Origin of the sequence: Pseudoxanthomonas sp. LH2527, from assembly GCF_022539275.1 — a bacterium.
Lineage (GTDB): Bacteria > Pseudomonadota > Gammaproteobacteria > Xanthomonadales > Xanthomonadaceae > Pseudoxanthomonas_A.
In genome coordinates this window covers 23,771-44,767 of the sequence record NZ_JAKZBW010000014.1, presented here as the reverse complement: position 1 = coordinate 44,767, position 20,997 = coordinate 23,771, and the positions used below count along the sequence as shown (strand labels likewise).

Genomic DNA, 20,997 nt, shown 5'->3' with positions numbered 1-20,997 from the left:
GCCCGAGGTCTTTGCTTCGGTTTCACGGCCTTCCCCAAGTTTTCCCGGCCACGACTATAGCGGCTCAGCCGTTTTTCGCCACCAGCTCGGCCACCTGCACGGCGTTGAGGGCGGCGCCCTTGCGGATGTTGTCGGAGACGATCCACAGGTTGAGGCCACGCGGGTGCGAGATGTCCTCGCGGATGCGGCCGACATATACGGGGTCGGTGCCGGAGGCGTGGGTCACCGGCGTGGGATAGCCACCCGGCACGCGGTCATCCACGACTTCGACGCCCGGCGCGGCTTCCAGCAACGCGCGCGCTTCGGCGGCGGTGATCTTGTCGCGGGTCTCGATGGCCACGGCTTCGGAGTGGCCGTAGAACACCGGCACGCGCACGGCGGTGGGGTTCACCTGGATGCTGTCGTCGCCGAGGATCTTGCGCGTCTCCCACACCAGCTTCATCTCTTCCTTGGTGAAGCCGTTGTCGAGGAAGTCGTCGATCTGCGGGATCAAGTTGAAGGCGATCTGCACCGGGAAGCGCTGCGGATCCGGGTCCTGGAAGTTGAGCAGCGCGCCGGTCTGGCGGCCGAGTTCCTCCAGTGCCGAGCGTCCGGCGCCGGAGACCGACTGGTAGGTCGCCACGTTGATGCGCTCGATGCCGTACTTGCGATGGATCGGCGCCAGCGCCACCAGCATCTGCATGGTCGAGCAGTTCGGGTTGGCGATGATGCCGCGCGGACGGTTCTGCACCTGCTCCGGGTTGACCTCGCTGACCACCAGCGGCACGTCGGCGTCGTAGCGGAAGGCCGAGGAGTTGTCGATGACCACCGCGCCCGCGGCAGCGAACTTCGGCGCGAACTCCTTGGAGATGCCGCCGCCGGCGGAGAACAGCGCGATGTCGATGCCGGCCGGGTCGAACGTGGCCAGGTCCTGCACGGTGATCTTTTCGCCGTTGAACTCGACGCTGTTGCCGGCCGAGCGCTCGGAGGCCAGGGCGACGAGCGTGCCGACCGGAAAGTTCCGCTCGGCCAGGATGGACAGCATGGTTTCGCCGACGGCGCCGGTGGCGCCCACGACGGCGACGTTGATGGTACGGTTCTGGTTGCTCATGGAGGATTTTTTCGCGGAATAAGGAATGAAGACAGCAGACAGGAGAAGGCGGTGCTCGGGGAACCTGCGGGCGTGCCTCAGGCTCCCTGTCGTTTGGCGATGGTGGCTTTGGTGGTGGCGGACAGCACGTCCGGATTGACCGGCGTCGGCGGATGGCCGGCCTGCGGGCCTGCGCCCAGGGCGGCGATCAGGTTGTCCACCGCCAGCGACACCATCGCGCGGCGCGTGGCGAGGCTGGCGCTGGCGATGTGCGGCGTCAGCACCACATTGCGCAGGGCCAGCAGTTCCGGGCGCACGGCCGGTTCGTCTTCGTAGACGTCCAGGCCGGCGGCGGCCAGTCGCCCGTTCGCCAGCGCGTCGGCCAGCGCCACTTCATCGACGAGGCCGCCACGCGCGATGTTCACCAGCGTGGCGGTTGGCTTCATCTTCGCCAGCGCCGCCGCATCGACCAGGTGATGCACCTGCGGCGAGTAAGGCAGCACCAGCACCACATGATCGGCCTGCGCGAGCAGGCCATCGAATCCGGCGTATACCGCGCCACATGCGCGCTCGACCGTCTCCGGCAGCCGGCTGCGGTTGTGGTACAGCACGCGCATGCCGAAACCGCGCGCACGCCGCGCGATGCCCTGCCCTATCCGGCCCATGCCGACGATGCCCAGCGTGCTGCCATGCAGGTCGGCGCCGAGCAGCGTGCCAAACGACCACTGCTGCCACTGCCCGTCGCGCAGCCAGCGCTCGGCCTCGGTGATGCGGCGTGCGGTGGCCATCAGCAGGGCGAAGCCGAAGTCCGCCGTGGTCTCGGTCAGCACGTCCGGCGTGTTGGTGGCGATGATGCCGGCCTGGGTCAGCGCGGCGATATCGAGATTGTTGTAGCCCACGCCGACGTTGGCGATGGCACGCAACTGCTTGGCGCCGGCGATTTCCGGCGCGCCGATGCGTTCGTTCAGCGTCACCAGCGCACCGGCGCAGTCGCGCAGCGCGCCGGCGATGGCCTCGGGCGTGTGTTCGGTGACGTCTGCCGTCGACTGCAGGTCGAAGTGCGCGGCCAGCCGTCCGACGATGTCGTCGAACAGCGGCTGCGACACCCAGACGCGCGGGCGCGGCTCAGCCATCGACGCTGCCGGGAACGTAGGGCGGCACCTCGCCCACGTCGCCGCACTGCGCGCGATGGCGCAACGCCTGGTCCATCAGCACCAGCGCCATCATCGCCTCGGCGATGGGGGTGGCGCGGATGCCGACGCAGGGGTCATGCCGTCCGGTGGTGATGACGTCCACGGTGTTGCCGTCCACGTCCACCGTCGCGCCGGGCAGGCGCAGGCTGGAGGTCGGCTTCAGCACGATGGACGCGGTGACCTGCTGGCCGGTGGAAATGCCGCCGAGGATGCCGCCGGCATGGTTGGACAGGAAGCCGGCCGGCGTCATCAGGTCGCGGTGCTCGGTGCCCTTCTGGGTGATGGCCGCGAAACCGTCGCCGATCTCCACGCCCTTCACCGCATTGATGCTCATCAGCGCCGCGGCCAGGTCGCCATCGAGCTTGCCGTAGATCGGCTCGCCCCAGCCGGCAGGCACGCCATCGGCCACCACGTTGACGCGTGCGCCGATGGAGTCGCCCGACTTGCGCAGCGCATCCATGTAGCTTTCCAGCGCCGGCACCTGTGCGGCGTGCGGCCAGAAGAACGGGTTGTCTTCCACCGCATTCCAGTCGAAGCCGTCCGGCACGATCGGGCCGAGCTGCGACAGATAGCCGCGCAGGGTCACGCCGAAACGCTGCTGCAGCCACTTCTTGGCGATCACGCCGGCCGCCACGCGCATCGTGGTTTCGCGCGCCGACGAGCGTCCCCCGCCGCGCGGGTCGCGGATGCCGTACTTCTGCCAGTAGGTGTAGTCGGCGTGGCCGGGACGGAACTGCCGCGCGATATCGGTGTAATCCTTGCTGCGCTGGTCGGTGTTGCGGATCAGCAGCGCGATCGGCGTGCCGGTGCTGCGGCCTTCGTACACGCCGCTGAGGATCTCGACGTCATCGGCTTCGCGGCGCGCGGAGGTGTGACGCGACTTGCCGGTGGCGCGGCGCTCCAGGTCGTGGCGGAAGTCCTCCGGCGCGATCTCCAGGCCCGGCGGGCAGCCGTCGACCACGCAGCCGATGGCCGGCCCGTGCGATTCGCCGAACGTGGTGACCGTGAGGAGTTTTCCGAAACTGTTGCTGCTCAAGCGCCGCTCCGCTGTGGAACCATCCGTGCCGGGCGTTGAAGCATCGCATGCCGGCCGCCCTATTGTGCAGTGCGCCAATGCCGGCCGCGACGGTTGCAGGCGCAACCGCTGCCGGCATCGTGCGTGCCGCCTTATTTTCGGGCGGCGGCGAGTTCGGTGATGCGGGCGTTGTGGCGGATCAGCTCGGCGCATTCGACGGCGAAGATGCCCATCTGCCCCACCTTGAACTCGATCCAGGCGAACTCGACGTCCGGCAGCAGCTTGACCAGCGCGCGCTCGGACTCGCCGACCTCGCAGATCAGCAGGCCGTCCTGGCTCAGGTGCAGCGGCGCGTCGCGCAGGATCTTCAGCACCAGGTCCAGGCCGTCGTCGCCGGCGCGCAGGCCGAGCTCGGGCTCGAAGGAATACTCCTTCGGCAACGCGTCGGTCTCGTCGTTGGTGACGTAGGGCGGATTGGTGACGATCAGGTCGTAATGCTTGCCGGTCAGGCCGGCGAACAGGTCGGACTTGAGGAATTGCACGTTGTCGGCCAGCAGGCGCGCCTTGTTCTCGGCCGACAGCGCCAGCGCGTCGTCGCTGATGTCCACGCCGTCGACCTGCCAGTCGGGGTTGTAGTGACCCATCGCGATGGCGATGCAGCCCGAACCGGTGCACAGGTCCAGCGCACGGTTGACCTCGCGACCGCCCAGCCACGGCTCGAAGCCGGCTTCGATCAGTTCGGCGATCGGCGAGCGCGGCACCAGCGCACGCGCATCGCTCTTGAAACTCAGCCCGGCGAACCAGGCCTCGCCGGTCAGGTAGGCGACCGGGATGCGCTCGTCGACGCGGCGCTCGACCAGCGCCAGCACCTGCGCCTTCTCCGCCCCGGTGACGCGCGCCTGCCCGTAGGCCGGCCCCAGGTCCGGCGGCAGGTGCAGCGTGTGCAGGACCAGGTGGGAGGCTTCGTCCAGCGCGTTGTCGTAACTGTGGCCGAAGATCAGGCCGGCCGCGTTGAAACGGCTGGCGCCGTAGCGGATCAGGTCGATGATGGTGTGCAGCTCGGCGGCGACGTCGGCGGTCATGGCAAGGCTTGTGGAGACGCCGGAACGGCGAAGGCCGCCGATTATAGGGGCTGCCCCGGTATCATGGCCGCCTCCTGCCGCGCCCATGCGGCCCCTGGCCCCGCGGCCACGCCCTTCCATCGTGGGAATCCCCAGCGCATGTTCAACAAGAAGATCGGCCTCATCCTCGTCCTGGCGCTCGCCGCCGGCCTGGGCCTGCTGGCCGCGCAGAAGTTCTTCGGCCCGGTCACGCCCGCCACGCAATGGCCGGCCACCCAGACCGTCACCCTGTTCCCGCAGACACGGCCGTTGCCACCGTTCTCGCTGCGCCAGTCCGACGGCACCCAGCTCACCGACGGCGAGCTGAAAGGCCACTGGACGCTGGTGTTCCTGGGCTTCACCTTCTGTCCGGACGTCTGCCCGACCACGCTGGCCGAACTGGCCCAGGCGCAGGCGCAGTGGAAGGACCTGCCCGACTCCACCCGCCCGCGCGTGCTGTTCGTGTCGGTCGATCCGGAGCGCGACACGCCCACCCGCATCGGCGAGTATGCGCACGCCTTCCATCCCGACACGATGGCGGCCACGGCCGATGTTCCCACGCTGGAGAATTTCGCCAAGTCGCTGGGTTTCGTTTTCATGAAGGTGCCGGGCGACGGCTTCGAGCAGAACCCGAACGACTACAGCATGGACCACTCCTCGGCGATCGGCGTGCTCGACCCGCAGGGCCGCCTGGCCGGCCTGATCCGCCCGCCGTTCCAGCCCAAGGCGATCGCCGCCGACCTGCGCGCACTGACCGAAGCATCGACGAAATGAGCCTGCTGACCTCGCTGACCTACGTCCTGCCGCATCGCCTGCTGTCGTCGCTGGCGCGCCGGCTGGCGTATTCCACCTCGCCCGGCACCAGCCGCTGGCTGATCGACACGGTGACGAAGAAGTTCGATGTCGACCTGGGCGAAGCCGCCAACCCCGACCCGCGCGCCTACCCCAGCTTCAACGCCTTCTTCACCCGCGCGCTGAAGCCTGGCGCGCGCGTCGCCGATCCCGATCCGCGCGCTCTGCTGATGCCGGCCGACGGCCATATCAGCCAGTGCGGCCCCATCGAGGACGGCCGCATCTTCCAGGCCAAGGGGCAGTCGTTCACCGCCGCCGAACTGCTGGGCGATGCGGCGGATGCGGAGCCGTTCCGCAACGGCCTGTTCGCCACCGTCTACCTGTCGCCGCGCGACTACCACCGCGTGCACATGCCGTGGACCGGCACGCTGCGCGAGACGGTGCATGTTCCCGGCCGACTCTTCAGCGTGGGCACCGATGCAGTAGCCAACGTGCCGCGCCTGTTCGCCCGCAACGAGCGCCTGGTCTGCCACTTCGACACCGACTTCGGCCCGATGGTCTCGGTGATGGTCGGCGCCCTGCTGGTCTCCGGCGTGGAGACGGTGTGGAGCGGCGAGGAGATCCCTGCGTACGGCAGCGCGATCACGCGCAAGGACTATCGCGGCAAGGGCGTCACGCTGGAGCGGTTCGCGGAGATGGCGCGCTTCAACTACGGCTCCACAGTGATCGTGCTGCTGCCGCCGGGTGTGGCGACGCTGTCGCCTGCTCTGAAAGCGGAATCGCCGGTCCGCCTGGGCCAGGCGCTCGCCCGGCTGCAATAGGTAGCGTGCGCCATGCGCACGACCGCACGATCCACCACACGTGCACAAGCCCTCCAGGCATCCCATGGTCGTGCGCGCAGCGCACGCTACGCGGGGCGTTCCCTCAGAACCGTAGCGTGCGCCATGCGCACGACCGCACGATGCATCTCTGCGATGCGCAGGGGTGCACAAACGCCATACTCGCCATCCGGCAGGCATTGTTAATGGCGCCGGTGCCGCATGAACCGCATCATGACCGCCTGTTCTCTCCGAAAGGCAGCCAAGGATGGCGAGTTTCCGACGCGTATTCACACCAGGCGCGACCTGGTTCTTCACCGTCGTCGCCGCAAGACGGCGATCCCTGCTGACCGACCCGCGCGTGATCTCGGCCTTCGGCACGGCGATGCGCGAAGTCCGGCCAACGCTGCCGTTCTCGATGCCGGCCTGGGTGATCCTCCCGGACCACCTTCATGTGATCTGGACACTGCCGGAGGGCGATACGGACTATCCGCGACGCTGGTCGATCATCAAACGCAGGACGTCCCAACTGGCTGACCTGCCGCCGATGGCGCGCTCCTGCTCGATGGCCGCGCGTCGCGAAAGCGGGCTCTGGCAACGACGCTATTGGGAACACCTCATCCGCGACAGCGATGACCTGCACCGGCATGTTGACTACATCCACTTCAATCCCGTCCGGCATGGTCATAAGGACGCACCCGTGTCGTGGCCTTATTCGAGTTTCGCCCGACATGTCCGCGACGGCACCTACCCGCCGGACTGGTGCGCCACCCAAGATCTGGCAATCGACACACACGGCGAACCGTAGCGTGCGCTATGCGCACGACCTCAAGCCTGCCGGCATCGCGATGTCGTGCGCATGGCGCACGCTACGGCCGAAGGCTCATTGTTCCGGTTCCACGCGAAAGCCCCACGGACAAGTACTGCCGCATCGATAGCCTGGACACCCGCGAACGTAGCGCGCGCCGCGCACGACCGCGCGATGTCTGCATCAAGCAGTACTGCGCATGGCGCACGCTACTTCCTGCAACTCTCCAGCTTCAGTTCCTGACCCGGACGCACGGCGTACGCCGGCGCCTTCAGCCTGTTGGCCTGCGCGAGCTTCTTCATGTCGCACTGGAAGCGCTGCGAGATGCGACCTAGCGTATCGCCCTTCGCCACGCGGTACTCGCGTGCCTGTTTGGCCTTCGGCTCGGCAGGCTGGGGTTCGCCCGTCGCGACCGTGGTCGGCACACCCGCCACCGGCATCACGTCGCCGACGGCGACGTTGCCGGCCCGCGATCCACGCCGGATCGCGACCGTCGGATCGGCGCTCACCAGCGTGCGGGCCAGTTCGGCGCGCGGCCCGTTCACGCAGTGGCGCGCGTACAGGCTGGCGATGCGCGCATTCGCCTTGAGCGTGGTACCGGCCGGGATCCATGCTTCCGGCTGGTAGCGCGGGTTGAGGTTGCGCAGCGTGCGCATGTAGCCCTCGCGGGTTCCGCCATTGCCCAGGCAGATGGTCAGTTCGTAGATGGACGCGTCGCGCGCCAGCTTCAGCGCCGTCGGCTGGGCGTTGACCTTGGGAAACTCCAGCCCGTACTGGCGCGGGTGCAGGAACAGCCATGCCGCCGCGATCACCATCGGTACGTAGTCGCGGGTCTCGCCCGGGAACTGGCTGTAGACCACGTCGTCCCAGAAGCCCAGGCCCGGATTCTCGCGGTACACGCGTGCTGCGCGGCCTTCACCGCCGTTGTAAGCGGCCAGCGCCAGTTCGATGTTGTTGTTGAGGCCGCGCATGCGCTCGTTCATGTAGGCGGCGCTCGCCTGTCCCGACGCGTACGGGTCGTAACGGGTATCGAAGCCGCTCGCATCGCGTCCCAGGCCGAAGCGTGCGCCGGTGTGGAACATGAACTGCATGGGCCCCGCGGCGCCGGCGCGCGAGGTGGAATGCACGCGCCCGTTCGATTCCTTGGCCATGATGCCGAACAGCAGCGCTTCCGGCAGGCCGCTGCGCTCCCACGACGGGTACAGCTCGGCGCGCATGTTCTGGTAGTTCTCGTAGCTGTCGATCAGCGCCGGACGCATGTCGGTAAGCCAGCGGCGGATACCGGCCTGGATGGCCGGGTTGTATTCGACCATGCGATCGAACGCGTGCCGCTGGTCGTTCAACAGCGCCGCGGCGCGGGCGGTCTCCGGTATCGCGGCGCCGCTGTGGACGGCATGATCGGTGCCATCGTCCAGCGCGTCGATGACATCACTCTCCCCGGCCCCATCTTCGCCCTGCGCATCGGTGTTGCCCTTGAGCAGGCGCTTGTAGGTCGCCAGCAGGGTGGGCACCTGGCAGCCGCGTTGCTGCACGCAGGCGGCCAGCACGTCCTCCATGTCCTCCAGCGCGGCATCGCTCTCGGTCGCCCCACGCGGGTCGCTGTTGGCCACCAGCACCAGGCCGTCGCGGTAGCGCTTCTCGGCGGCGGCCATGCGCTGCTCCAGCGCGTCGGCAGCGGCGCGGTCTTTCGCGGACACGCGTTGCGCCAGCGACACCGGCGAGACCAGCAGGAGGGAAAGGGCGACCGCAACGGGCCAGTGGCGCAGACAGGCAGGAACCGCAAACGACATCAGGTATGCATCCGGAGTGTGAGCCGGGAGGGTAGCCCCGGCCGCGCACCGCGGGCAAGGTCGGATGTCGCAGGTCTTTATCCCGGAGGCGGTTTGCAGCCGCTAGAATCGCGCCATCACCACGCGAGGTTGCACATGGATCCGATCCTGCTGGGCAAGGGCGTCACGGACGATATCCCGGTCACGCTGCTGCCGAAATTCGGCAATCGCCACGGACTGGTGGCAGGCGCCACCGGCACCGGCAAGACGGTGACGCTGATGACGCTGGCCGAAGGCTTCTCGCGCATGGGCGTGCCGGTGTTCATGGCCGACGTGAAAGGCGACGTGGCCGGTCTGGCTGTGGCCGGTGACGGCAGCGAGCGGGTGATGCAGCGCGCGAAGGACATCGGCATCGCCGACTACGCGCCCATCGCCAGCCCGGTGGTGTTCTGGGACTTGTACGGCAAGCTCGGCCACCCGGTCCGCACCACGGTCAGCGAGATGGGGCCCACCCTGCTCTCGCGCATCCTGGAACTGAACGACACCCAGAGCGGCGTGCTGGACATCGTGTTCAAGCTCGCCGACGACCGTGGCCTGCTGCTGCTCGACCTGGAAGACCTGCGCGCCCTGCTCGGCCTGGTCGCCGCCGAGCGCAAGGACATTTCCACCAGCTATGGCCTGGTCAGCACGCAGTCGGTGGGTGCCATCCAGCGCGCGCTGCTGCGGCTGGAGCAGGAAGGCGGCGAGATGTTCTTCGGCGAACCGGCGCTGGAACTGGCCGACCTGATGCGCACCAACACCGACGGCCGCGGCGTGATCGGCATCCTGGCGGCGGACCAGCTGATCCTGAAGCCGCGCCTGTATTCCAGTTTCCTGCTGTGGCTGCTGTCGGAGCTGTTCGAGACGCTGCCGGAAGTCGGCGACCTGGACAAGCCCAAGCTGGTGTTCGTGTTCGACGAAGCGCACCTGCTGTTCGACGACGCGCCGCCGGCGCTGCAGCAGCGCATCGAGCAGGTCGTGCGCCTGATCCGCTCCAAGGGCGTGGGTGTGTACTTCTGTTCGCAGTTCCCCGACGACGTGCCCGACAACATCCTGGGCCAGCTGGGCAACCGCGTGCAGCACGCCCTGCGCGCGTTCACGCCGCGCGACCAGAAGGCGGTGAAGACCGCGGCGCAGACCTTCGTACCGAACCCGAAACTGGACGTGGCGCAGACCATTTCCACGCTGGGCACCGGTGAGGCGCTGGTGTCCACGCTGCAGGACAAGGGCATTCCCTCGCCCGTGCAGCAGACTTTGGTGTCGCCGCCGCGCTGCCGGATGGGCGCGATCAGCGAGGCCGAGCGCCAGCAGGTGCGCAACAACAGTCCGGTGGGCATTAAGTACGACACCGCCATCGATCGCGAATCCGCCGCCGAAATGCTGGCCAAGCGCGCCGAATCGGCGATGGAGACCGCGAATGCACCGGCCGCGAAGACCGAGAAGGACGATCCGGATGCCGGCGGCTTCGGCCAGACGGTGAAGGATGCCGTGTTCGGCACCAAGCGCCGCCAGGGCATGATCGAGACGATGGCCAAGCAGACCACGCGCACCATCGGCACCAAGCTGGGCAACCAGATCGTGCGCGGCATCCTGGGCAGCATCTTCGGCGGGCGGCGTTGAGTGCGCTCGGCGCTGCCATGCGACATGCGCTGCTGTTGGCCCCACTGATTACCGCGACCACCGCAATTGCTGGTGAACCAGCGGACACGCACACCTGGCCGGACCGGCGGCACGCTGAACTGGCCGGCCAGTATCGCGGCACGATCCGCGAGTCCCGGCTGACTGGCCAGACGTGCGAGTACCTACATGCCGAACTGACCTTGCGGTACGCCGGCAGCGGCACGGACGCCGAACGCGACTATTCGCTCCTGCTCAGCTGCCCTGCCGATCCGGCGTGGACCGAGCGTCGGCTACGCAGCCACTGGTGGGTCGACAAGATCGGCGACAGTTGCCTGATCCTGAAGCCCACCGCCGGCCACCCGATCGATCAGGATCCCGAGAAGCTCTACGGGTTCCGCATCGACGACGACGGCAGAGCGCTCCGCCAGGATGGAAACAGCTGCGAAGCGGCTGATGAGCGCTACGAACGGGCCGTCCTCATGCGCGTGCCTGCCCGCACGGACACCGACTGATGTCGCGCTGGCGCCCGCCGGGCGAAAAAAGCACCGCCCTGATCACCCGTGAAGGCCACGACCGCCTGAAGGCGGAGCTGGACGACCTGTGGCGCGTGCGTCGCCCCGAGGTGGTGAAGGCACTCGCCGCCGCGGCCGCGGAGGGCGACCGCTCGGAGAACGCGGAGTACACCTACCGCAAGAAGCAGTTGGGCGAGATCGACCGCCGCGTGCGCTATCTGAGCAAGCGGCTGGAAGCGCTGCGCGTCGTCGACACCGCGCCCAGCGATCCGGAGGCCGTGTTCTTCGGCGCCACGATCGAACTGGAGAACCTCGCCAGCGGCGAGGTCTCGCGCTACCGCATCGTCGGCCCCGACGAAACCGATGCGACACGGGGCTGGATCAGCATCGACTCGCCGCTGGCGCGTGCACTGCTGAAGAAGCGCATCGATGACGAGTTCGAGGTGGAACTGCCCAGCGGCAGGACCGGCTTCGTCATTCTTGAGGTTGGCTACTGACGCGATGGTGCACCGGTGTGGGAGCGACGTAAGTCGCGACCGTACGGACAGAACCACCAAAGAAGCCACCCTGTGCCGCGCCTCTTCCCGGTCACTCGAACAGCGGATAGGGCGCGGTCGCGACTTACGTCGCTCCTACAGACATGCCCGCGTCAGATCACCGGCAACGCACTCGCCTTGACCACCGCATCGCCGATCAGGTCGTGCTCGTCGCTCTCGGTGATCTCGACGTCGACGAACTGGCCGACATGCAGGCCCAGCTCGCCGCCGTTCTGGATATGCACCAGGCCGTCGATCTCCGGCGCATCGGCTTTGGAGCGTGCGACGGCGATGTCGTCCTCGATCAGGTCGACCAGGCACTGCTGCACCGTGCCGATCTTCGCTTCCAGGCGCGCAGCAGAAATTTCCGCCTGTTTCTCCATGAAACGCGCCAGGCGTTCCTGCTTGACCTCTTCCGGCACCGGGTCCGGCAGCCGGTTGGCGGCCGCGCCTTCGACCGGCGAATAGGCGAACGCGCCGACGCGGTCGAGCTGCGCTTCATCGAGGAACTGCAGCAGTTCCTCGAATTCCTGGTCGGTCTCGCCGGGGAAACCGACGATGAAGGTCGAGCGCAGGGTGATGTCGGGGCAGATCGAACGCCAGCGCTTCACCCGCTCCAGCGTCTTGTCCACCGCACCGGGGCGCTTCATCAGCTTGAGGATGCGCGGGCTGGCGTGCTGGAACGGGATGTCCAGGTACGGCAGCACCTTGTTCTCGGCCATCAGCGGGACTACGTCGTCGACGTGCGGATACGGGTACACGTAATGCAGGCGCACCCAGGCGTCGAGTTCGCCCAGGCCTTCGCACAGCGCCTTCATGCGCGTCTGGTAGGCCTTGCCGCGCCACTCGCGCTCGGCGTACTTCACGTCCACGCCGTAGGCGGAGGTGTCCTGCGAGACCACCAGCAGTTCCTTCACGCCGCCGCGCACCAGGCGCTCGGCCTCGCGCAGCACGTCGTCGACCGGGCGCGAGACCAGATCGCCGCGCATCGACGGGATGATGCAGAAGCTGCAGCGGTGGTTGCAGCCTTCGGAAATCTTCAGGTACGCGTAGTGCCGCGGCGTCAGCTTGATGCCGTAGTCCGGCACCAGGTCCACGAACGGATCGTGCTTCGGCGGCAACGCCTCATGCAGCGCTTCCATCACGCTCTGGTAATCCTGCGGACCACTGATCGCCAGCACGTCCGGATACTGCTCGCGGATCTGCTCCGGACGCTTGCCCAGGCAGCCGGTGACGATGACCTTGCCGTTCTGGTTCATCGCCTCGCCGATGGCATCCAGCGACTCGGCCACGGCCGAATCGATGAAGCCGCAGGTGTTCACCACCACCACGTCGGCCGCGTCGTAGGTCGGCACGATGTCGTATCCCTCCACGCGCAGCTGGGTGAGGATGCGCTCGGAATCGACCAGGGCCTTCGGGCAGCCGAGGCTGACGAAGCCCACTTTGGGGTTCTGCAGGGACATGGAGACGGTACGGCGGCGGCGTGTACGGGGCGCGGATTATAGCGCCCCGGCCAGGAGCCGCCGGCCGGGCCATTCAGCCGGACGGCCCGCTGCGCATACACTGGCGGGCGTCTTCACCGGAATCCTGCCGATGGGCCGCTGGACTCAGATCGACACGCCGCAAGGCCGCATCGGCGGCTGGCGCGCGGATCCCGCCGATGCGCCGCGGGGCGCGCTGGTGATCGTGCAGGAGATCTTCGGGGTGAACGCGCACATCCGCAGCGTGGCGGAGAGCTTCGCCATCGACGGCTATCTCGCCCTGGCGCCGGCCTACTTCGACCCGATCGAACCCCGCGTGGAACTGGGCTATGACGATGCCGGCTTCGCGCTCGGGCGCGACCTGATCACCCGGCTGGGCCTGGACGCGGCGGTGGACATCACCGCCAGCGCGGCCGATGCGATTGCAGGCGCCGGCAAGGTCGGTTGCGTGGGCTACTGCTGGGGCGGCACCGTCGCGCTGCTGGCGGCGATGCGGCTGGGCCTGCCTTCGGTCAGCTACTACGGCGCCCGCAATGCGCCGTTCCTGACCGAAACGCCGCTGGCGCCGGTGATGTTCCATTTCGGCGAACGCGATGCGTCCATCCCGCTGAAGCTGGTGCAGCAGCATCGCGACCTGCTGCCGCAGATGGATGTCTTCACCTACCCTGCCGGCCACGGCTTCAACTGCGACCTGCGCGCGGACTACGAACCGTCCAGCGCGCGGCTGGCACGCGGGCGCACGCTCGACTTCTTCCACCGGAACCTGGCATGACCGATTTCCTGCTCGACCCGCGGCTGGCCGCCGACAGCACCTTCATCGCCGACGGTCCGCTGTCGCAGGTGCGGCGGATGGACGACACGCGCTACCCCTGGCTGGTGCTGGTGCCGCGCGTGAACGGTGTCAGCGAATGGCTGGACCTGGATGGCGGCCAGCAGCGCCTGCTGCTGGCGGAGATCAACCAGGCCGGCCAGCTGATCCGTGCGCAGCCCGGGGTGGAGAAACTCAACATCGGCGCGCTCGGCAACATCGTGCGGCAGTTGCATGTGCACCTGGTGGGTCGTCATGACGGCGATGCCGCATGGCCGGGACCGGTGTGGGGTCACGGCAGCGCCGTCCGCCATGCGCCCGACCAGCTTGCAGCGGAAATCGAACGCTGGCGCCAGCGCCTGGCATGAGCGCACCGCAGTTCGAACCGCTCGGCGACGATGCCCTGCTGGTGCGCTTCGGCGTCCGCATCGATGCCGGAGTCAACGCGGAGGTACACCGGCTCGCGGCGCAGCTGCGCGACTTGTCGCCGCCGTGGCTGCGCGACCTGGTGCCGGCCTATGCCAGCCTCGCGGTGTTCTTCGACGCGTCTTGCCTGCCCGACCACGATCACCATGCCTCCGTCGCCGGAGCGATCGAGGCCTTGCTTGCAAACCGATCCACGCGGCCCGTTGGCGACAGCGCCCTGCACGAGATTCCGGTCTGCTACGGCGGCGAACATGGCGAAGATCTCGTCCGCGCGGCGCACGCGCTGGGACTGGATGCCGCCACGCTGATCGCCCGCCACAGCGCGCCGGTCTACACCGTGGCGATGATCGGCTTCGCGCCCGGTTTCCCGTATCTGCTGGGACTGGACCCCGCGCTGGCGCTGCCGCGCCTGGCGACGCCACGCACGCGGGTGCCGGCGGGGTCGGTCGCCATCGGCGGTGCGCAGGCCGGCATCTACCCGCGCGAAAGTCCGGGCGGCTGGCAGGTGCTGGGACGCACGCCGCAGGTGCTGTTCGATGTGGGCCGCGCGCCGCCTTCGCTGTTGCAACCGGGGGATCGCGTGCGCTTCGTGCCCATCGATGAGGCGACCTTCGACCGCATGGCGGTGTCATCTTGAGCACGTGGCAGGTGCTGGCGCCCGGCATGCAGACGACCGTGCAGGACAGGGGCCGTCACGGCTGGCGGCATCTGGGCGTGGCACGTGCGGGGGCGATGGAACCGGCCGGGCTGGCGATGGCGAACCGGCTGGTCGGCAACGACGAAGGCGAAGCCGGGCTGGAGATGACGCTGCAGGGCCCGCGCCTGCGACTGCCGACCGCCTGCCGCATCGCCCTGACCGGCGCGGCCATGCCGGCGTGGTGGAACGACACCCCGTTGCCGATGGGCCGCCCGTTGGACCTGCCGGCCGGGGAACTGAAACTGGGCGCCGTGCGCGAGGGACTGCGCACGTGGCTGGCCGTGGCGGGCGGCCTCCATGTGCCTGTCGTACTGGGCAGCCGCAGCACCGACCTGCGCGGCGGATTCGGCGGCGTGGCGGGTCGTGCCCTGTGTGCCGGCGACCGCTTGCCGATCGGTGCCCGCCGCAGCCTCGCACCGGCCGCAAGACAGCCCGTGTTTCCCGGCTGGTGGATCGACCTGGACGACCCGTGGACGGCGGACCGTCACGTCCTGCGCTATGTGCCCTCCGCGCACGCCGCAGCGCCGGCACTGGCCCTGCAGGGCTGGCGCACGCATCCCGACAGCAATCGCCAGGGTCTGCGACTGGCGGGCACGGGCCTGCCGGCGGACCTGGCGGATGGGGTTTCCGAACCGGTGGCCGTCGGCACGCTGCAGTTGCCGCCGGACGGTCAACCCATCCTGCTGCTGGCGGACGCGCAAACCGTGGGGGGCTATCCGCGCCTGGGCCACGTGATCGCCTGCGACCTCGGACGCGCCGCGCAACTGCGCCCCGGCGAACCGGTGCACTTCGAGCCGGTCACGCCAGCGCACGCCCACGCGTTGGCCCTCGAACACGCGCATCGCCTGGCACGGCTGCGCCTGGCCATCGCGCAGCGCCTTCAGGCCTGAGGTAGGCTCGCGACCATGCGCACCATCGACTTCAATTGCGACCTGGGCGAGGCGTTCGGCGACGACGCCGCGATCCTGCCGTACATCAGTTCGGCCAGCATCGCCTGCGGTTTCCACGCCGGTTCGCCGGAGACCATGCGGCGCACCGTCGCGCTGTGCATCGCGCACGGCGTGGCGATCGGCGCGCATCCGTCGCATGCGGACCGGGAGAACTTCGGCCGCGTCGCCCATCCGATCACGGCGGAAGACGCGTACGCGCTGACGCTGTACCAGATCGGCGCGCTGGATGGCTTCGTCCGCGCGGCGGGCGCCCGCCTCCACCACGTCAAGCCCCATGGCGCGCTCTACAACCAGGCGGCCCGTGACCGCGGACTGGCCGACGCCATCGCCCGCGCGGTACGCGACCACGATGCGGCCCTGGTGCTGTACGGCCTGTCGGGCAGCGCATTGACCACCGCGGGAGAACGGCTGGGCCTGCAGGTCGCGCACGAAGCCTTCGCCGAGCGTCGCTACGAAGCCGACGCCACGCTGACGCCGCGCGCCCACGCCGATGCCAGCATCAAGGATCTGCCCACCGCCGCCGCGCAGGTGGCACGGATGCTGGAGGCCGGCCGCGTTGTCGCGCGCACCGGGGAATCGGTGCCGCTGCGTGCGGACAGCATCTGCCTGCATGGCGACCGGCCCGATGCCGCGGCATTCGCGCGCGGTCTCCGTGACACGATCGAAATCGCAGGATTCGCCATCCGCACCATGGAGCGCCGCGCATGAGTTATTGGCCGTTGCTGGGCATCGCCGTGGTGGTGGCGGGCTTCGTGCTGCGCTTCAACCCGGTCATCGTGGTGGTGAGCGCCGGCCTGGTCAGTGGCCTGGCTGCGGGCAAGTCGATCCCCGAACTGCTCGCGCTGCTGGGCGAGAGCTTCGTGTCCAACCGCGCCCTGCTGATGTTCGCGCTGACACTGCCGACCATCGGCCTGTTGGAACGGGCCGGCCTGCGCGAACACGCGCTGCGCTGGATCGCGCGGCTGCGCGGACTGACCCTGTCGCGCCTGCTGGCCGGTTACCTGCTGGTGCGCCAGGGGCTGAGCATGGTCGGCCTGATCGACATCGCCGGCCACGCGCAGACCGTGCGCCCGCTGCTGGCACCGATGGCCGAATCGGCGGCAGGCAAGACGCGCCGGGCGCTGGCGCGGGAGGAAGCGCAGCGCGTGCATGCGATGGCCGCGGCGACCGACAACATCGGACGGTTCTTCGGTGAGGACGTGTTCCTCGCATTCGGAGCGGTGCTGTTGATCCAGGGCTTCTATGCCCAGCACGGCATCATGCTGGAACCGCTGCAGATCGCGCTGTGGGCGCTGCCGACGGCGATCGCCGCCTTCCTCATCCATGCCGTGCGCATCGTGCTGTTCCAGCGGCGACTCGACCGTGCCGCACCTGCCGCGGAGGAGCCGACCGATGCTGTCGATTGAGCACTTCTACTGGGTGCTGGCGGCCTTCCTGGCCTATGCCGGCTGGCGCAACCTGCGCCAGCGGCGGTATGCGCACGCCGCCTTCTGGAGCCTGATCGGCGTGCTGTTCGCGGGCGGCGATGCGGTGCTGCGCGCAAGCAAGGCCGGCGATGCGCTGCCGGCGCAGTTCGCCGGCGGCGCGGTGCTGCTGTTGGCGCTGCTGGCCACGCGCATGCGCCGCGAACCGCTGGAGGAGGCGCCGGAATCGGAACGGCTGGCGTCCGCACTGCGCTTGGGCCATCGGCTGTTCGTGCCGGCCCTGCTGATTCCCGCGCTGACCATCATCGTCGTGCTCGCCGGCCCGCATCTCGTGATCGGCGGAACGCCGCTGTTCGCCGCGACCGGCATGACCCTGGTCGGCCTGGCGCTGGCCTGCGTGATCTCGGCGATGGCGGCGGTCGTCGTGACGCGGCAGCCCGCACTGAGGGCCGCCGATGAAGGACGCCGGCTGCTCGACACGATGGGCTGGGCGGCGCTGCTGCCGCTGGTGCTGGCGACGCTGGGCGGCGTGTTCGCCGCCAGTGGCGTGGGCGAAACGGTGGCCTCGCTGGTGTCGATGGTGATCCCCGCCGACAACCGCATGGCCTGCCTGCTGGCGTTCGCGCTGGGCATGGTGGTGTTCACCGTCATCATGGGCAATGCGTTCGCCGCGTTCCCGGTGATGATGGCCGGCATCGGCCTGCCGTTGCTGGTGCAGCGCCACGGCGCCGATCCGGCCAGCCTCGGCGCCATCGGCATGCTGACCGGCTACTGCGGCACGCTGCTTACGCCGATGGCGGCTAACTTCAACATCGTCCCGGCCGTGCTGCTGGAACTGGACGACCAGTACGGCGTCATTCGTGCGCAAGCCGCCACCGGCCTGTGGCTGATGGGCACCAACGTCCTGCTGATGGCGTGGCTGTGCTTCCGTTGACCCTGCCTGGCCGAGGCTTTCGATGACGACGACGCGTACCGTGCTGCTGACCGGCTTCGCGCCCTTTGGTGGCGAGCGGGTCAATCCCAGCTGGCAGGCCGTGTCTGCCCTGCATGGCACGCGCATCGCCGGGCATCGGGTGGTGGCGCGCGAGTTGCCCGTTGTCTTCGGCGATTCCCTGAAGACGCTGCGCAGCTCTCTCCGGGAGATCCAGCCCGCGCTGGTAATCTGCGTCGGCCAGGCCGGGGGCCGTGCGCAACTGTCGCTGGAGCGCGTGGCGATCAATGTCGATGACGCGCGCATTCCCGACAACACGGGACAGCAGCCGGTGGACCTGCCGGTGATCGACGGTGGCCCGGCGGCCTATTTCTCCACCCTGCCGATCAAGGCCATGCGCGAGGCTTTGCATGCCGCCGGGTTCCCCGCCGAGGTCTCGCAGACCGCAGGCACGTATGTCTGCAACCACGTGTTCTACGGCCTGATGCACGCCTTGCGCGCGCGGCGCAGCGTGCGGGCCGGCTTCATCCACATCCCCTACTCGCCCGCGCAGGCAGCGTTGCATCCGGGCGCGCCGTCCATCGCCGTCGAGACGGTGACCGCAGCACTACGGCTCGCTACGCAGGTGGCGTTGAAGACGCCTTCGGATATCCGGATGGCGGCCGGCGCGGAACACTGACCCGACCACGCTCGATCAGTTGGTGCGGACGACGCGCGTGCCTGCAATCAGGTCATGCAGGCAACGCTGGTCCTGCCGGAAAATCATCAGCGAGTCGACAAGGACATAAAGTGTCCCCACGCAGGGGATGTTGGCGATCACGCCCGTCGGGATATAACGCTTGAAAAGAAGCGTCGCGAACGAAGGCTTGCCGCCCTGCATATCGACCACCTTGATGGACAAGGCCTTCTTGCCCCAGGTCTGTCCCTTCGTGTGCAGGGGATACCCTTGAATCAGCACGAACAAGGCCAGCCCGATGACGGCCCACAACAAGGTCGTTCCCAGCGGCATGACGCCGAACGCGCTGGACCTGCCCGCCTCGAGCGCCGCATCCCAGACGCCGCCGACGTACATCAGCGGGAACATCACCGCCATGCTGATCGCGCCGTCGATCAGCACAGCAGCCAACCTCGACCAGCGATCCGCGTTGTCGATCCCAGCACCTTCAAGCGGAGGGGCAAGGTCCGCTTCAGGACTGCGATAAGGATCTTCTGTCGGGGATGGCATCCGCATGGCGACTCCTTTCGCTGCTGACGTACCGGCGATCAGGTCCGCGGCAGCGTCACGCCGGTCTGGCCTTGGTACTTGCCGCCGCGATCCTTGTAGCTGGTCTCGCAGACATCATCGGCATCGGACTGGAAGAACAGCATCTGCGCCACGCCTTCGTTGGCGTAGATGCGCGCCGGCAGTGGCGTGGTGTTGCTGAACTCCAGCGTCACGTGACCCTCCCATTCCGGCTCCAGCGGGGTGACGTTGACGATGATGCCGCAGCGCGCGTACGTGCTCTTGCCCAGGCAGACCACCAGCGTGTCGCGTGGGATGCGGAAGAACTCCACCGTGCGTGCCAGCGCGAAGCTGTTCGGCGGAATGATGCATTCGTCCGCCTCGATGTCCACGAAGCTCTTGGGGTCGAAGTGCTTGGGGTCGACGATGGTGGAGTTGATGTTGGTGAACACCTTGAACTCGCGCGAGCAGCGCACGTCGTAGCCGTAGCTGGACGTGCCGTAGCTGACGATGCGCTGGCCGTTGACCTGCTTCACCTGCCCCGGCTCGAACGGCTCGATCATGCCCTGCTGCTCGGCCATGCGGCGGATCCAACGGTCGCTCTTGATGCTCATGCAAATCCTGGTCTGGTGGGGCAAAAGCCGCGCGCACGGCGCACGGCGGACGGGGAATTGTAGGGCGGGTCCCGGCCCGCCGTCTTCGACTGGCTGGTCAGACCAGCGACGAAGTGATGGGCACGGACGCCCGCGGCCGCTGCGCCAGCGTGGCCGCCATCACCCGCGCTGTCTGCCGGTAGGCCTGCGCCACGGGCGAATCGGGCGCGGCCACCACGACCGGCTGCCCCGCATCCCCCTGCTCGCGGATGGCGATGTCCAGCGGCAGCGATCCCAGCAGCGGCACGCCGTACTGGGCCGCCATCCGCTCGCCGCCGCCCTGGCCGAACAGGTGCTCGACATGCCCACAGTTGGAGCAGGTGTGCACGGCCATATTCTCGACGATGCCCAGCACCGGCACCTCGACCTTCTCGAACATCTTCAGCGCCTTCTTCGCATCCAGCGTGGCGATGTCCTGCGGCGTGGTGACGATCACCGCGCCCGCGACCGGGATCTTCTGCGCCAGGGTCAGCTGGATATCGCCGGTGCCCGGCGGCAGATCGATCAGCAAATAGTCAAGGTCGCCCCACAGCGTGTCGGTGAACAGCTGCATCAGCGCCGAGGTCGCCATCGGCCCGCGCCAGATCATCGGCGTGTCCGGATCGACCAGGAAGCCGATCGACATGGCTTCCACGCCAAAGGCCCGCATCGGCTCGATCGACTTGTTGTCATGGCTCTCCGGCCGCCCCGACAGGCCCAGCATGGCCGGCACGCTGGGGCCATAGACGTCCGCGTCCAGGATCCCGACCCGCGCCCCCTCGGCCGCCAGCGCCAGCGCCAGGTTCACCGAGGTGGTCGACTTCCCCACCCCGCCCTTGCCCGAGCCGACCGCAATGACGTTGCGGATGCGGGGGTGGGGGGACAAGGCGCCCTGGACGGCGTGGGAGGCGATGCGGTGCCCCGCCATTAACCTGAACAGGGTCAACCCCTCGCGGGCGAGCAGCTCCCTAACGGCCGTCTCGACGTGAACGTGATGGCTACCCAAGGGAAAGCCCGCTTCAACCGATAGCTCCCAGGAACCCTTGTCGACCTCATTGGCTGTCCACCGGGCTCGTTGCGCCCAGCCAGCAGGCAGCCCGGCCGCCTCAAGCCCGTGCAGCAACCTCAGATCCACAACACACTCCGTTCAGTTAT

At 68.3% G+C, this 20,997-nt stretch carries 23 protein-coding genes; 14 read left to right on the top strand and 9 right to left on the bottom strand.

What is annotated here, in order from left to right; translation table 11 throughout:
* Positions 1 to 64 precede the first annotated feature (64 nt).
* The 4 genes from MMG85_RS09450 to prmB all read right to left on the bottom strand — a co-directional run bounded on the left by MMG85_RS09450 (position 65) and on the right by prmB (position 4,359).
* A complete protein-coding gene (locus MMG85_RS09450) occupies positions 65 to 1,090 on the bottom strand; it encodes an aspartate-semialdehyde dehydrogenase (protein ID WP_241045820.1) in 1,026 nt (341 codons plus the stop codon).
* A 77-nt stretch (positions 1,091 to 1,167) separates the two neighbouring features.
* On the bottom strand, positions 1,168 to 2,202 hold the full coding sequence (locus tag MMG85_RS09445; RefSeq protein WP_241045819.1) for a D-glycerate dehydrogenase: 1,035 nt from the start codon (positions 2,200 to 2,202) through the stop codon (positions 1,168 to 1,170).
* Positions 2,195 to 3,298: a chorismate synthase gene (gene aroC / locus MMG85_RS09440; RefSeq protein ID WP_241045818.1), complete on the bottom strand. Its 1,104-nt coding sequence runs from the start codon at positions 3,296 to 3,298 to the stop codon at positions 2,195 to 2,197. Before aroC ends, MMG85_RS09445 begins: the two co-directional genes overlap by 8 nt.
* Positions 3,299 to 3,429: 131 nt before the next feature.
* The gene (gene prmB / locus MMG85_RS09435; RefSeq protein ID WP_241045817.1) at positions 3,430 to 4,359 is read right to left on the bottom strand and encodes a 50S ribosomal protein L3 N(5)-glutamine methyltransferase; all 930 of its coding nucleotides are present in this window, start codon (positions 4,357 to 4,359) and stop codon (positions 3,430 to 3,432) included.
* 138 nt (positions 4,360 to 4,497) lie between these two features.
* Between prmB and MMG85_RS09430 the strand changes: the two genes are divergently transcribed.
* From MMG85_RS09430 to MMG85_RS09420, 3 genes are all read left to right on the top strand, one after another.
* The gene (locus MMG85_RS09430) at positions 4,498 to 5,151 is read left to right on the top strand and encodes an SCO family protein (RefSeq protein WP_055943779.1); all 654 of its coding nucleotides are present in this window, start codon (positions 4,498 to 4,500) and stop codon (positions 5,149 to 5,151) included.
* Positions 5,148 to 5,990: an archaetidylserine decarboxylase gene (gene asd, locus MMG85_RS09425; protein ID WP_241045816.1), complete on the top strand. Its 843-nt coding sequence runs from the start codon at positions 5,148 to 5,150 to the stop codon at positions 5,988 to 5,990. The genes MMG85_RS09430 and asd overlap by 4 nt, the downstream gene beginning before the upstream one ends.
* Before the next feature lie 265 nt (positions 5,991 to 6,255).
* A complete protein-coding gene (locus MMG85_RS09420; RefSeq protein ID WP_241045815.1) occupies positions 6,256 to 6,795 on the top strand; it encodes a transposase in 540 nt (179 codons plus the stop codon).
* A gap of 209 nt (positions 6,796 to 7,004) precedes the next feature.
* Here the strand turns inward: MMG85_RS09420 and MMG85_RS09415 are convergent, their stop codons facing one another.
* Positions 7,005 to 8,585, bottom strand: a complete 1,581-nt coding sequence (locus MMG85_RS09415; protein WP_241045814.1) for a transglycosylase SLT domain-containing protein — start codon at positions 8,583 to 8,585, stop codon at positions 7,005 to 7,007.
* 135 nt (positions 8,586 to 8,720) lie between these two features.
* Between MMG85_RS09415 and MMG85_RS09410 the strand changes: the two genes are divergently transcribed.
* From MMG85_RS09410 to greB, 3 genes are read left to right on the top strand one after another with little or no spacing between them, the layout of a single operon-like run.
* A complete protein-coding gene (locus tag MMG85_RS09410) occupies positions 8,721 to 10,223 on the top strand; it encodes a helicase HerA-like domain-containing protein (protein WP_241045813.1) in 1,503 nt (500 codons plus the stop codon).
* Positions 10,224 to 10,240: 17 nt separating this feature from the next.
* Positions 10,241 to 10,735: a hypothetical protein gene (locus MMG85_RS09405; protein ID WP_241045812.1), complete on the top strand. Its 495-nt coding sequence runs from the start codon at positions 10,241 to 10,243 to the stop codon at positions 10,733 to 10,735.
* Positions 10,735 to 11,232, top strand: a complete 498-nt coding sequence (gene greB / locus MMG85_RS09400) for a transcription elongation factor GreB (RefSeq protein ID WP_241045811.1) — start codon at positions 10,735 to 10,737, stop codon at positions 11,230 to 11,232. Before MMG85_RS09405 ends, greB begins: the two co-directional genes overlap by 1 nt.
* A gap of 152 nt (positions 11,233 to 11,384) precedes the next feature.
* On the opposite strand, the gene rimO is transcribed toward greB, so the two are convergent.
* A complete protein-coding gene (gene rimO, locus MMG85_RS09395) occupies positions 11,385 to 12,734 on the bottom strand; it encodes a 30S ribosomal protein S12 methylthiotransferase RimO (RefSeq protein WP_241045810.1) in 1,350 nt (449 codons plus the stop codon).
* 130 nt (positions 12,735 to 12,864) lie between these two features.
* On the opposite strand from rimO, the gene MMG85_RS09390 reads away from it, so the two are divergent.
* Genes MMG85_RS09390 through pcp form a run of 8 tightly spaced genes read left to right on the top strand, consistent with a single transcriptional unit; the run spans position 12,865 to position 18,667 of the window.
* Positions 12,865 to 13,524, top strand: a complete 660-nt coding sequence (locus tag MMG85_RS09390) for a dienelactone hydrolase family protein (protein WP_241045809.1) — start codon at positions 12,865 to 12,867, stop codon at positions 13,522 to 13,524.
* Complete coding sequence (locus MMG85_RS09385; protein WP_241045808.1) at positions 13,521 to 13,928, top strand: HIT family protein; 408 nt, start codon at positions 13,521 to 13,523, stop codon at positions 13,926 to 13,928. Before MMG85_RS09390 ends, MMG85_RS09385 begins: the two co-directional genes overlap by 4 nt.
* Positions 13,925 to 14,623 carry a 5-oxoprolinase subunit PxpB gene (gene pxpB, locus MMG85_RS09380; protein ID WP_241045807.1) on the top strand — a complete coding sequence of 233 codons (699 nt, stop codon included), beginning with the start codon at positions 13,925 to 13,927 and terminating at the stop codon, positions 14,621 to 14,623. The genes MMG85_RS09385 and pxpB overlap by 4 nt, the downstream gene beginning before the upstream one ends.
* On the top strand, positions 14,620 to 15,573 hold the full coding sequence (locus tag MMG85_RS09375) for a biotin-dependent carboxyltransferase family protein (RefSeq protein ID WP_241045806.1): 954 nt from the start codon (positions 14,620 to 14,622) through the stop codon (positions 15,571 to 15,573). Before pxpB ends, MMG85_RS09375 begins: the two co-directional genes overlap by 4 nt.
* A 15-nt stretch (positions 15,574 to 15,588) precedes the next feature.
* On the top strand, positions 15,589 to 16,341 hold the full coding sequence (locus tag MMG85_RS09370; protein ID WP_241045805.1) for a 5-oxoprolinase subunit PxpA: 753 nt from the start codon (positions 15,589 to 15,591) through the stop codon (positions 16,339 to 16,341).
* A complete protein-coding gene (locus tag MMG85_RS09365; protein ID WP_241045804.1) occupies positions 16,338 to 17,039 on the top strand; it encodes a DUF969 domain-containing protein in 702 nt (233 codons plus the stop codon). Before MMG85_RS09370 ends, MMG85_RS09365 begins: the two co-directional genes overlap by 4 nt.
* Complete coding sequence (locus MMG85_RS09360; RefSeq protein ID WP_241045803.1) at positions 17,026 to 17,991, top strand: DUF979 family protein; 966 nt, start codon at positions 17,026 to 17,028, stop codon at positions 17,989 to 17,991. Before MMG85_RS09365 ends, MMG85_RS09360 begins: the two co-directional genes overlap by 14 nt.
* A 22-nt stretch (positions 17,992 to 18,013) precedes the next feature.
* A complete protein-coding gene (gene pcp, locus MMG85_RS09355; protein WP_241045802.1) occupies positions 18,014 to 18,667 on the top strand; it encodes a pyroglutamyl-peptidase I in 654 nt (217 codons plus the stop codon).
* 15 nt (positions 18,668 to 18,682) lie between these two features.
* On the opposite strand, the gene MMG85_RS09350 is transcribed toward pcp, so the two are convergent.
* From MMG85_RS09350 to apbC, 3 genes are all read right to left on the bottom strand, one after another.
* Positions 18,683 to 19,219 carry an RDD family protein gene (locus MMG85_RS09350; RefSeq protein WP_241045801.1) on the bottom strand — a complete coding sequence of 179 codons (537 nt, stop codon included), beginning with the start codon at positions 19,217 to 19,219 and terminating at the stop codon, positions 18,683 to 18,685.
* A gap of 32 nt (positions 19,220 to 19,251) precedes the next feature.
* Positions 19,252 to 19,824 carry a dCTP deaminase gene (gene dcd, locus MMG85_RS09345; protein ID WP_055943731.1) on the bottom strand — a complete coding sequence of 191 codons (573 nt, stop codon included), beginning with the start codon at positions 19,822 to 19,824 and terminating at the stop codon, positions 19,252 to 19,254.
* A gap of 97 nt (positions 19,825 to 19,921) precedes the next feature.
* Positions 19,922 to 20,770, bottom strand: a complete 849-nt coding sequence (apbC, locus tag MMG85_RS09340; protein WP_241045847.1) for an iron-sulfur cluster carrier protein ApbC — start codon at positions 20,768 to 20,770, stop codon at positions 19,922 to 19,924.
* Positions 20,771 to 20,997: the final 227 nt, after the last annotated feature.

Bases quoted from the DNA above. Each gene is read 5' to 3' on its own strand.
- rimO (WP_241045810.1), bottom strand. From the start codon at position 12,734: ATGTCCCTGCAGAACCCCAAAGTGGGCTTCGTCAGCCTCGGCTGCCCG.
- MMG85_RS09420 (WP_241045815.1), top strand. From the start codon at position 6,256: ATGGCGAGTTTCCGACGCGTATTCACACCAGGCGCGACCTGGTTCTTC.
- MMG85_RS09365 (WP_241045804.1), top strand. From the start codon at position 16,338: ATGAGTTATTGGCCGTTGCTGGGCATCGCCGTGGTGGTGGCGGGCTTC.
- MMG85_RS09430 (WP_055943779.1), top strand. From the start codon at position 4,498: ATGTTCAACAAGAAGATCGGCCTCATCCTCGTCCTGGCGCTCGCCGCC.
- MMG85_RS09385 (WP_241045808.1), top strand. From the start codon at position 13,521: ATGACCGATTTCCTGCTCGACCCGCGGCTGGCCGCCGACAGCACCTTC.
- MMG85_RS09360 (WP_241045803.1), top strand. From the start codon at position 17,026: ATGCTGTCGATTGAGCACTTCTACTGGGTGCTGGCGGCCTTCCTGGCC.
- apbC (WP_241045847.1), bottom strand. From the start codon at position 20,770: ATGGCGGGGCACCGCATCGCCTCCCACGCCGTCCAGGGCGCCTTGTCC.
- MMG85_RS09350 (WP_241045801.1), bottom strand. From the start codon at position 19,219: ATGCGGATGCCATCCCCGACAGAAGATCCTTATCGCAGTCCTGAAGCG.
- pxpB (WP_241045807.1), top strand. From the start codon at position 13,925: ATGAGCGCACCGCAGTTCGAACCGCTCGGCGACGATGCCCTGCTGGTG.
- MMG85_RS09445 (WP_241045819.1), bottom strand. From the start codon at position 2,202: ATGGCTGAGCCGCGCCCGCGCGTCTGGGTGTCGCAGCCGCTGTTCGAC.
- MMG85_RS09370 (WP_241045805.1), top strand. From the start codon at position 15,589: ATGCGCACCATCGACTTCAATTGCGACCTGGGCGAGGCGTTCGGCGAC.
- asd (WP_241045816.1), top strand. From the start codon at position 5,148: ATGAGCCTGCTGACCTCGCTGACCTACGTCCTGCCGCATCGCCTGCTG.
- MMG85_RS09405 (WP_241045812.1), top strand. From the start codon at position 10,241: ATGCGACATGCGCTGCTGTTGGCCCCACTGATTACCGCGACCACCGCA.
- dcd (WP_055943731.1), bottom strand. From the start codon at position 19,824: ATGAGCATCAAGAGCGACCGTTGGATCCGCCGCATGGCCGAGCAGCAG.
- greB (WP_241045811.1), top strand. From the start codon at position 10,735: ATGTCGCGCTGGCGCCCGCCGGGCGAAAAAAGCACCGCCCTGATCACC.
- prmB (WP_241045817.1), bottom strand. From the start codon at position 4,359: ATGACCGCCGACGTCGCCGCCGAGCTGCACACCATCATCGACCTGATC.
- MMG85_RS09450 (WP_241045820.1), bottom strand. From the start codon at position 1,090: ATGAGCAACCAGAACCGTACCATCAACGTCGCCGTCGTGGGCGCCACC.
- MMG85_RS09410 (WP_241045813.1), top strand. From the start codon at position 8,721: ATGGATCCGATCCTGCTGGGCAAGGGCGTCACGGACGATATCCCGGTC.
- MMG85_RS09390 (WP_241045809.1), top strand. From the start codon at position 12,865: ATGGGCCGCTGGACTCAGATCGACACGCCGCAAGGCCGCATCGGCGGC.
- MMG85_RS09415 (WP_241045814.1), bottom strand. From the start codon at position 8,585: ATGTCGTTTGCGGTTCCTGCCTGTCTGCGCCACTGGCCCGTTGCGGTC.
- pcp (WP_241045802.1), top strand. From the start codon at position 18,014: ATGACGACGACGCGTACCGTGCTGCTGACCGGCTTCGCGCCCTTTGGT.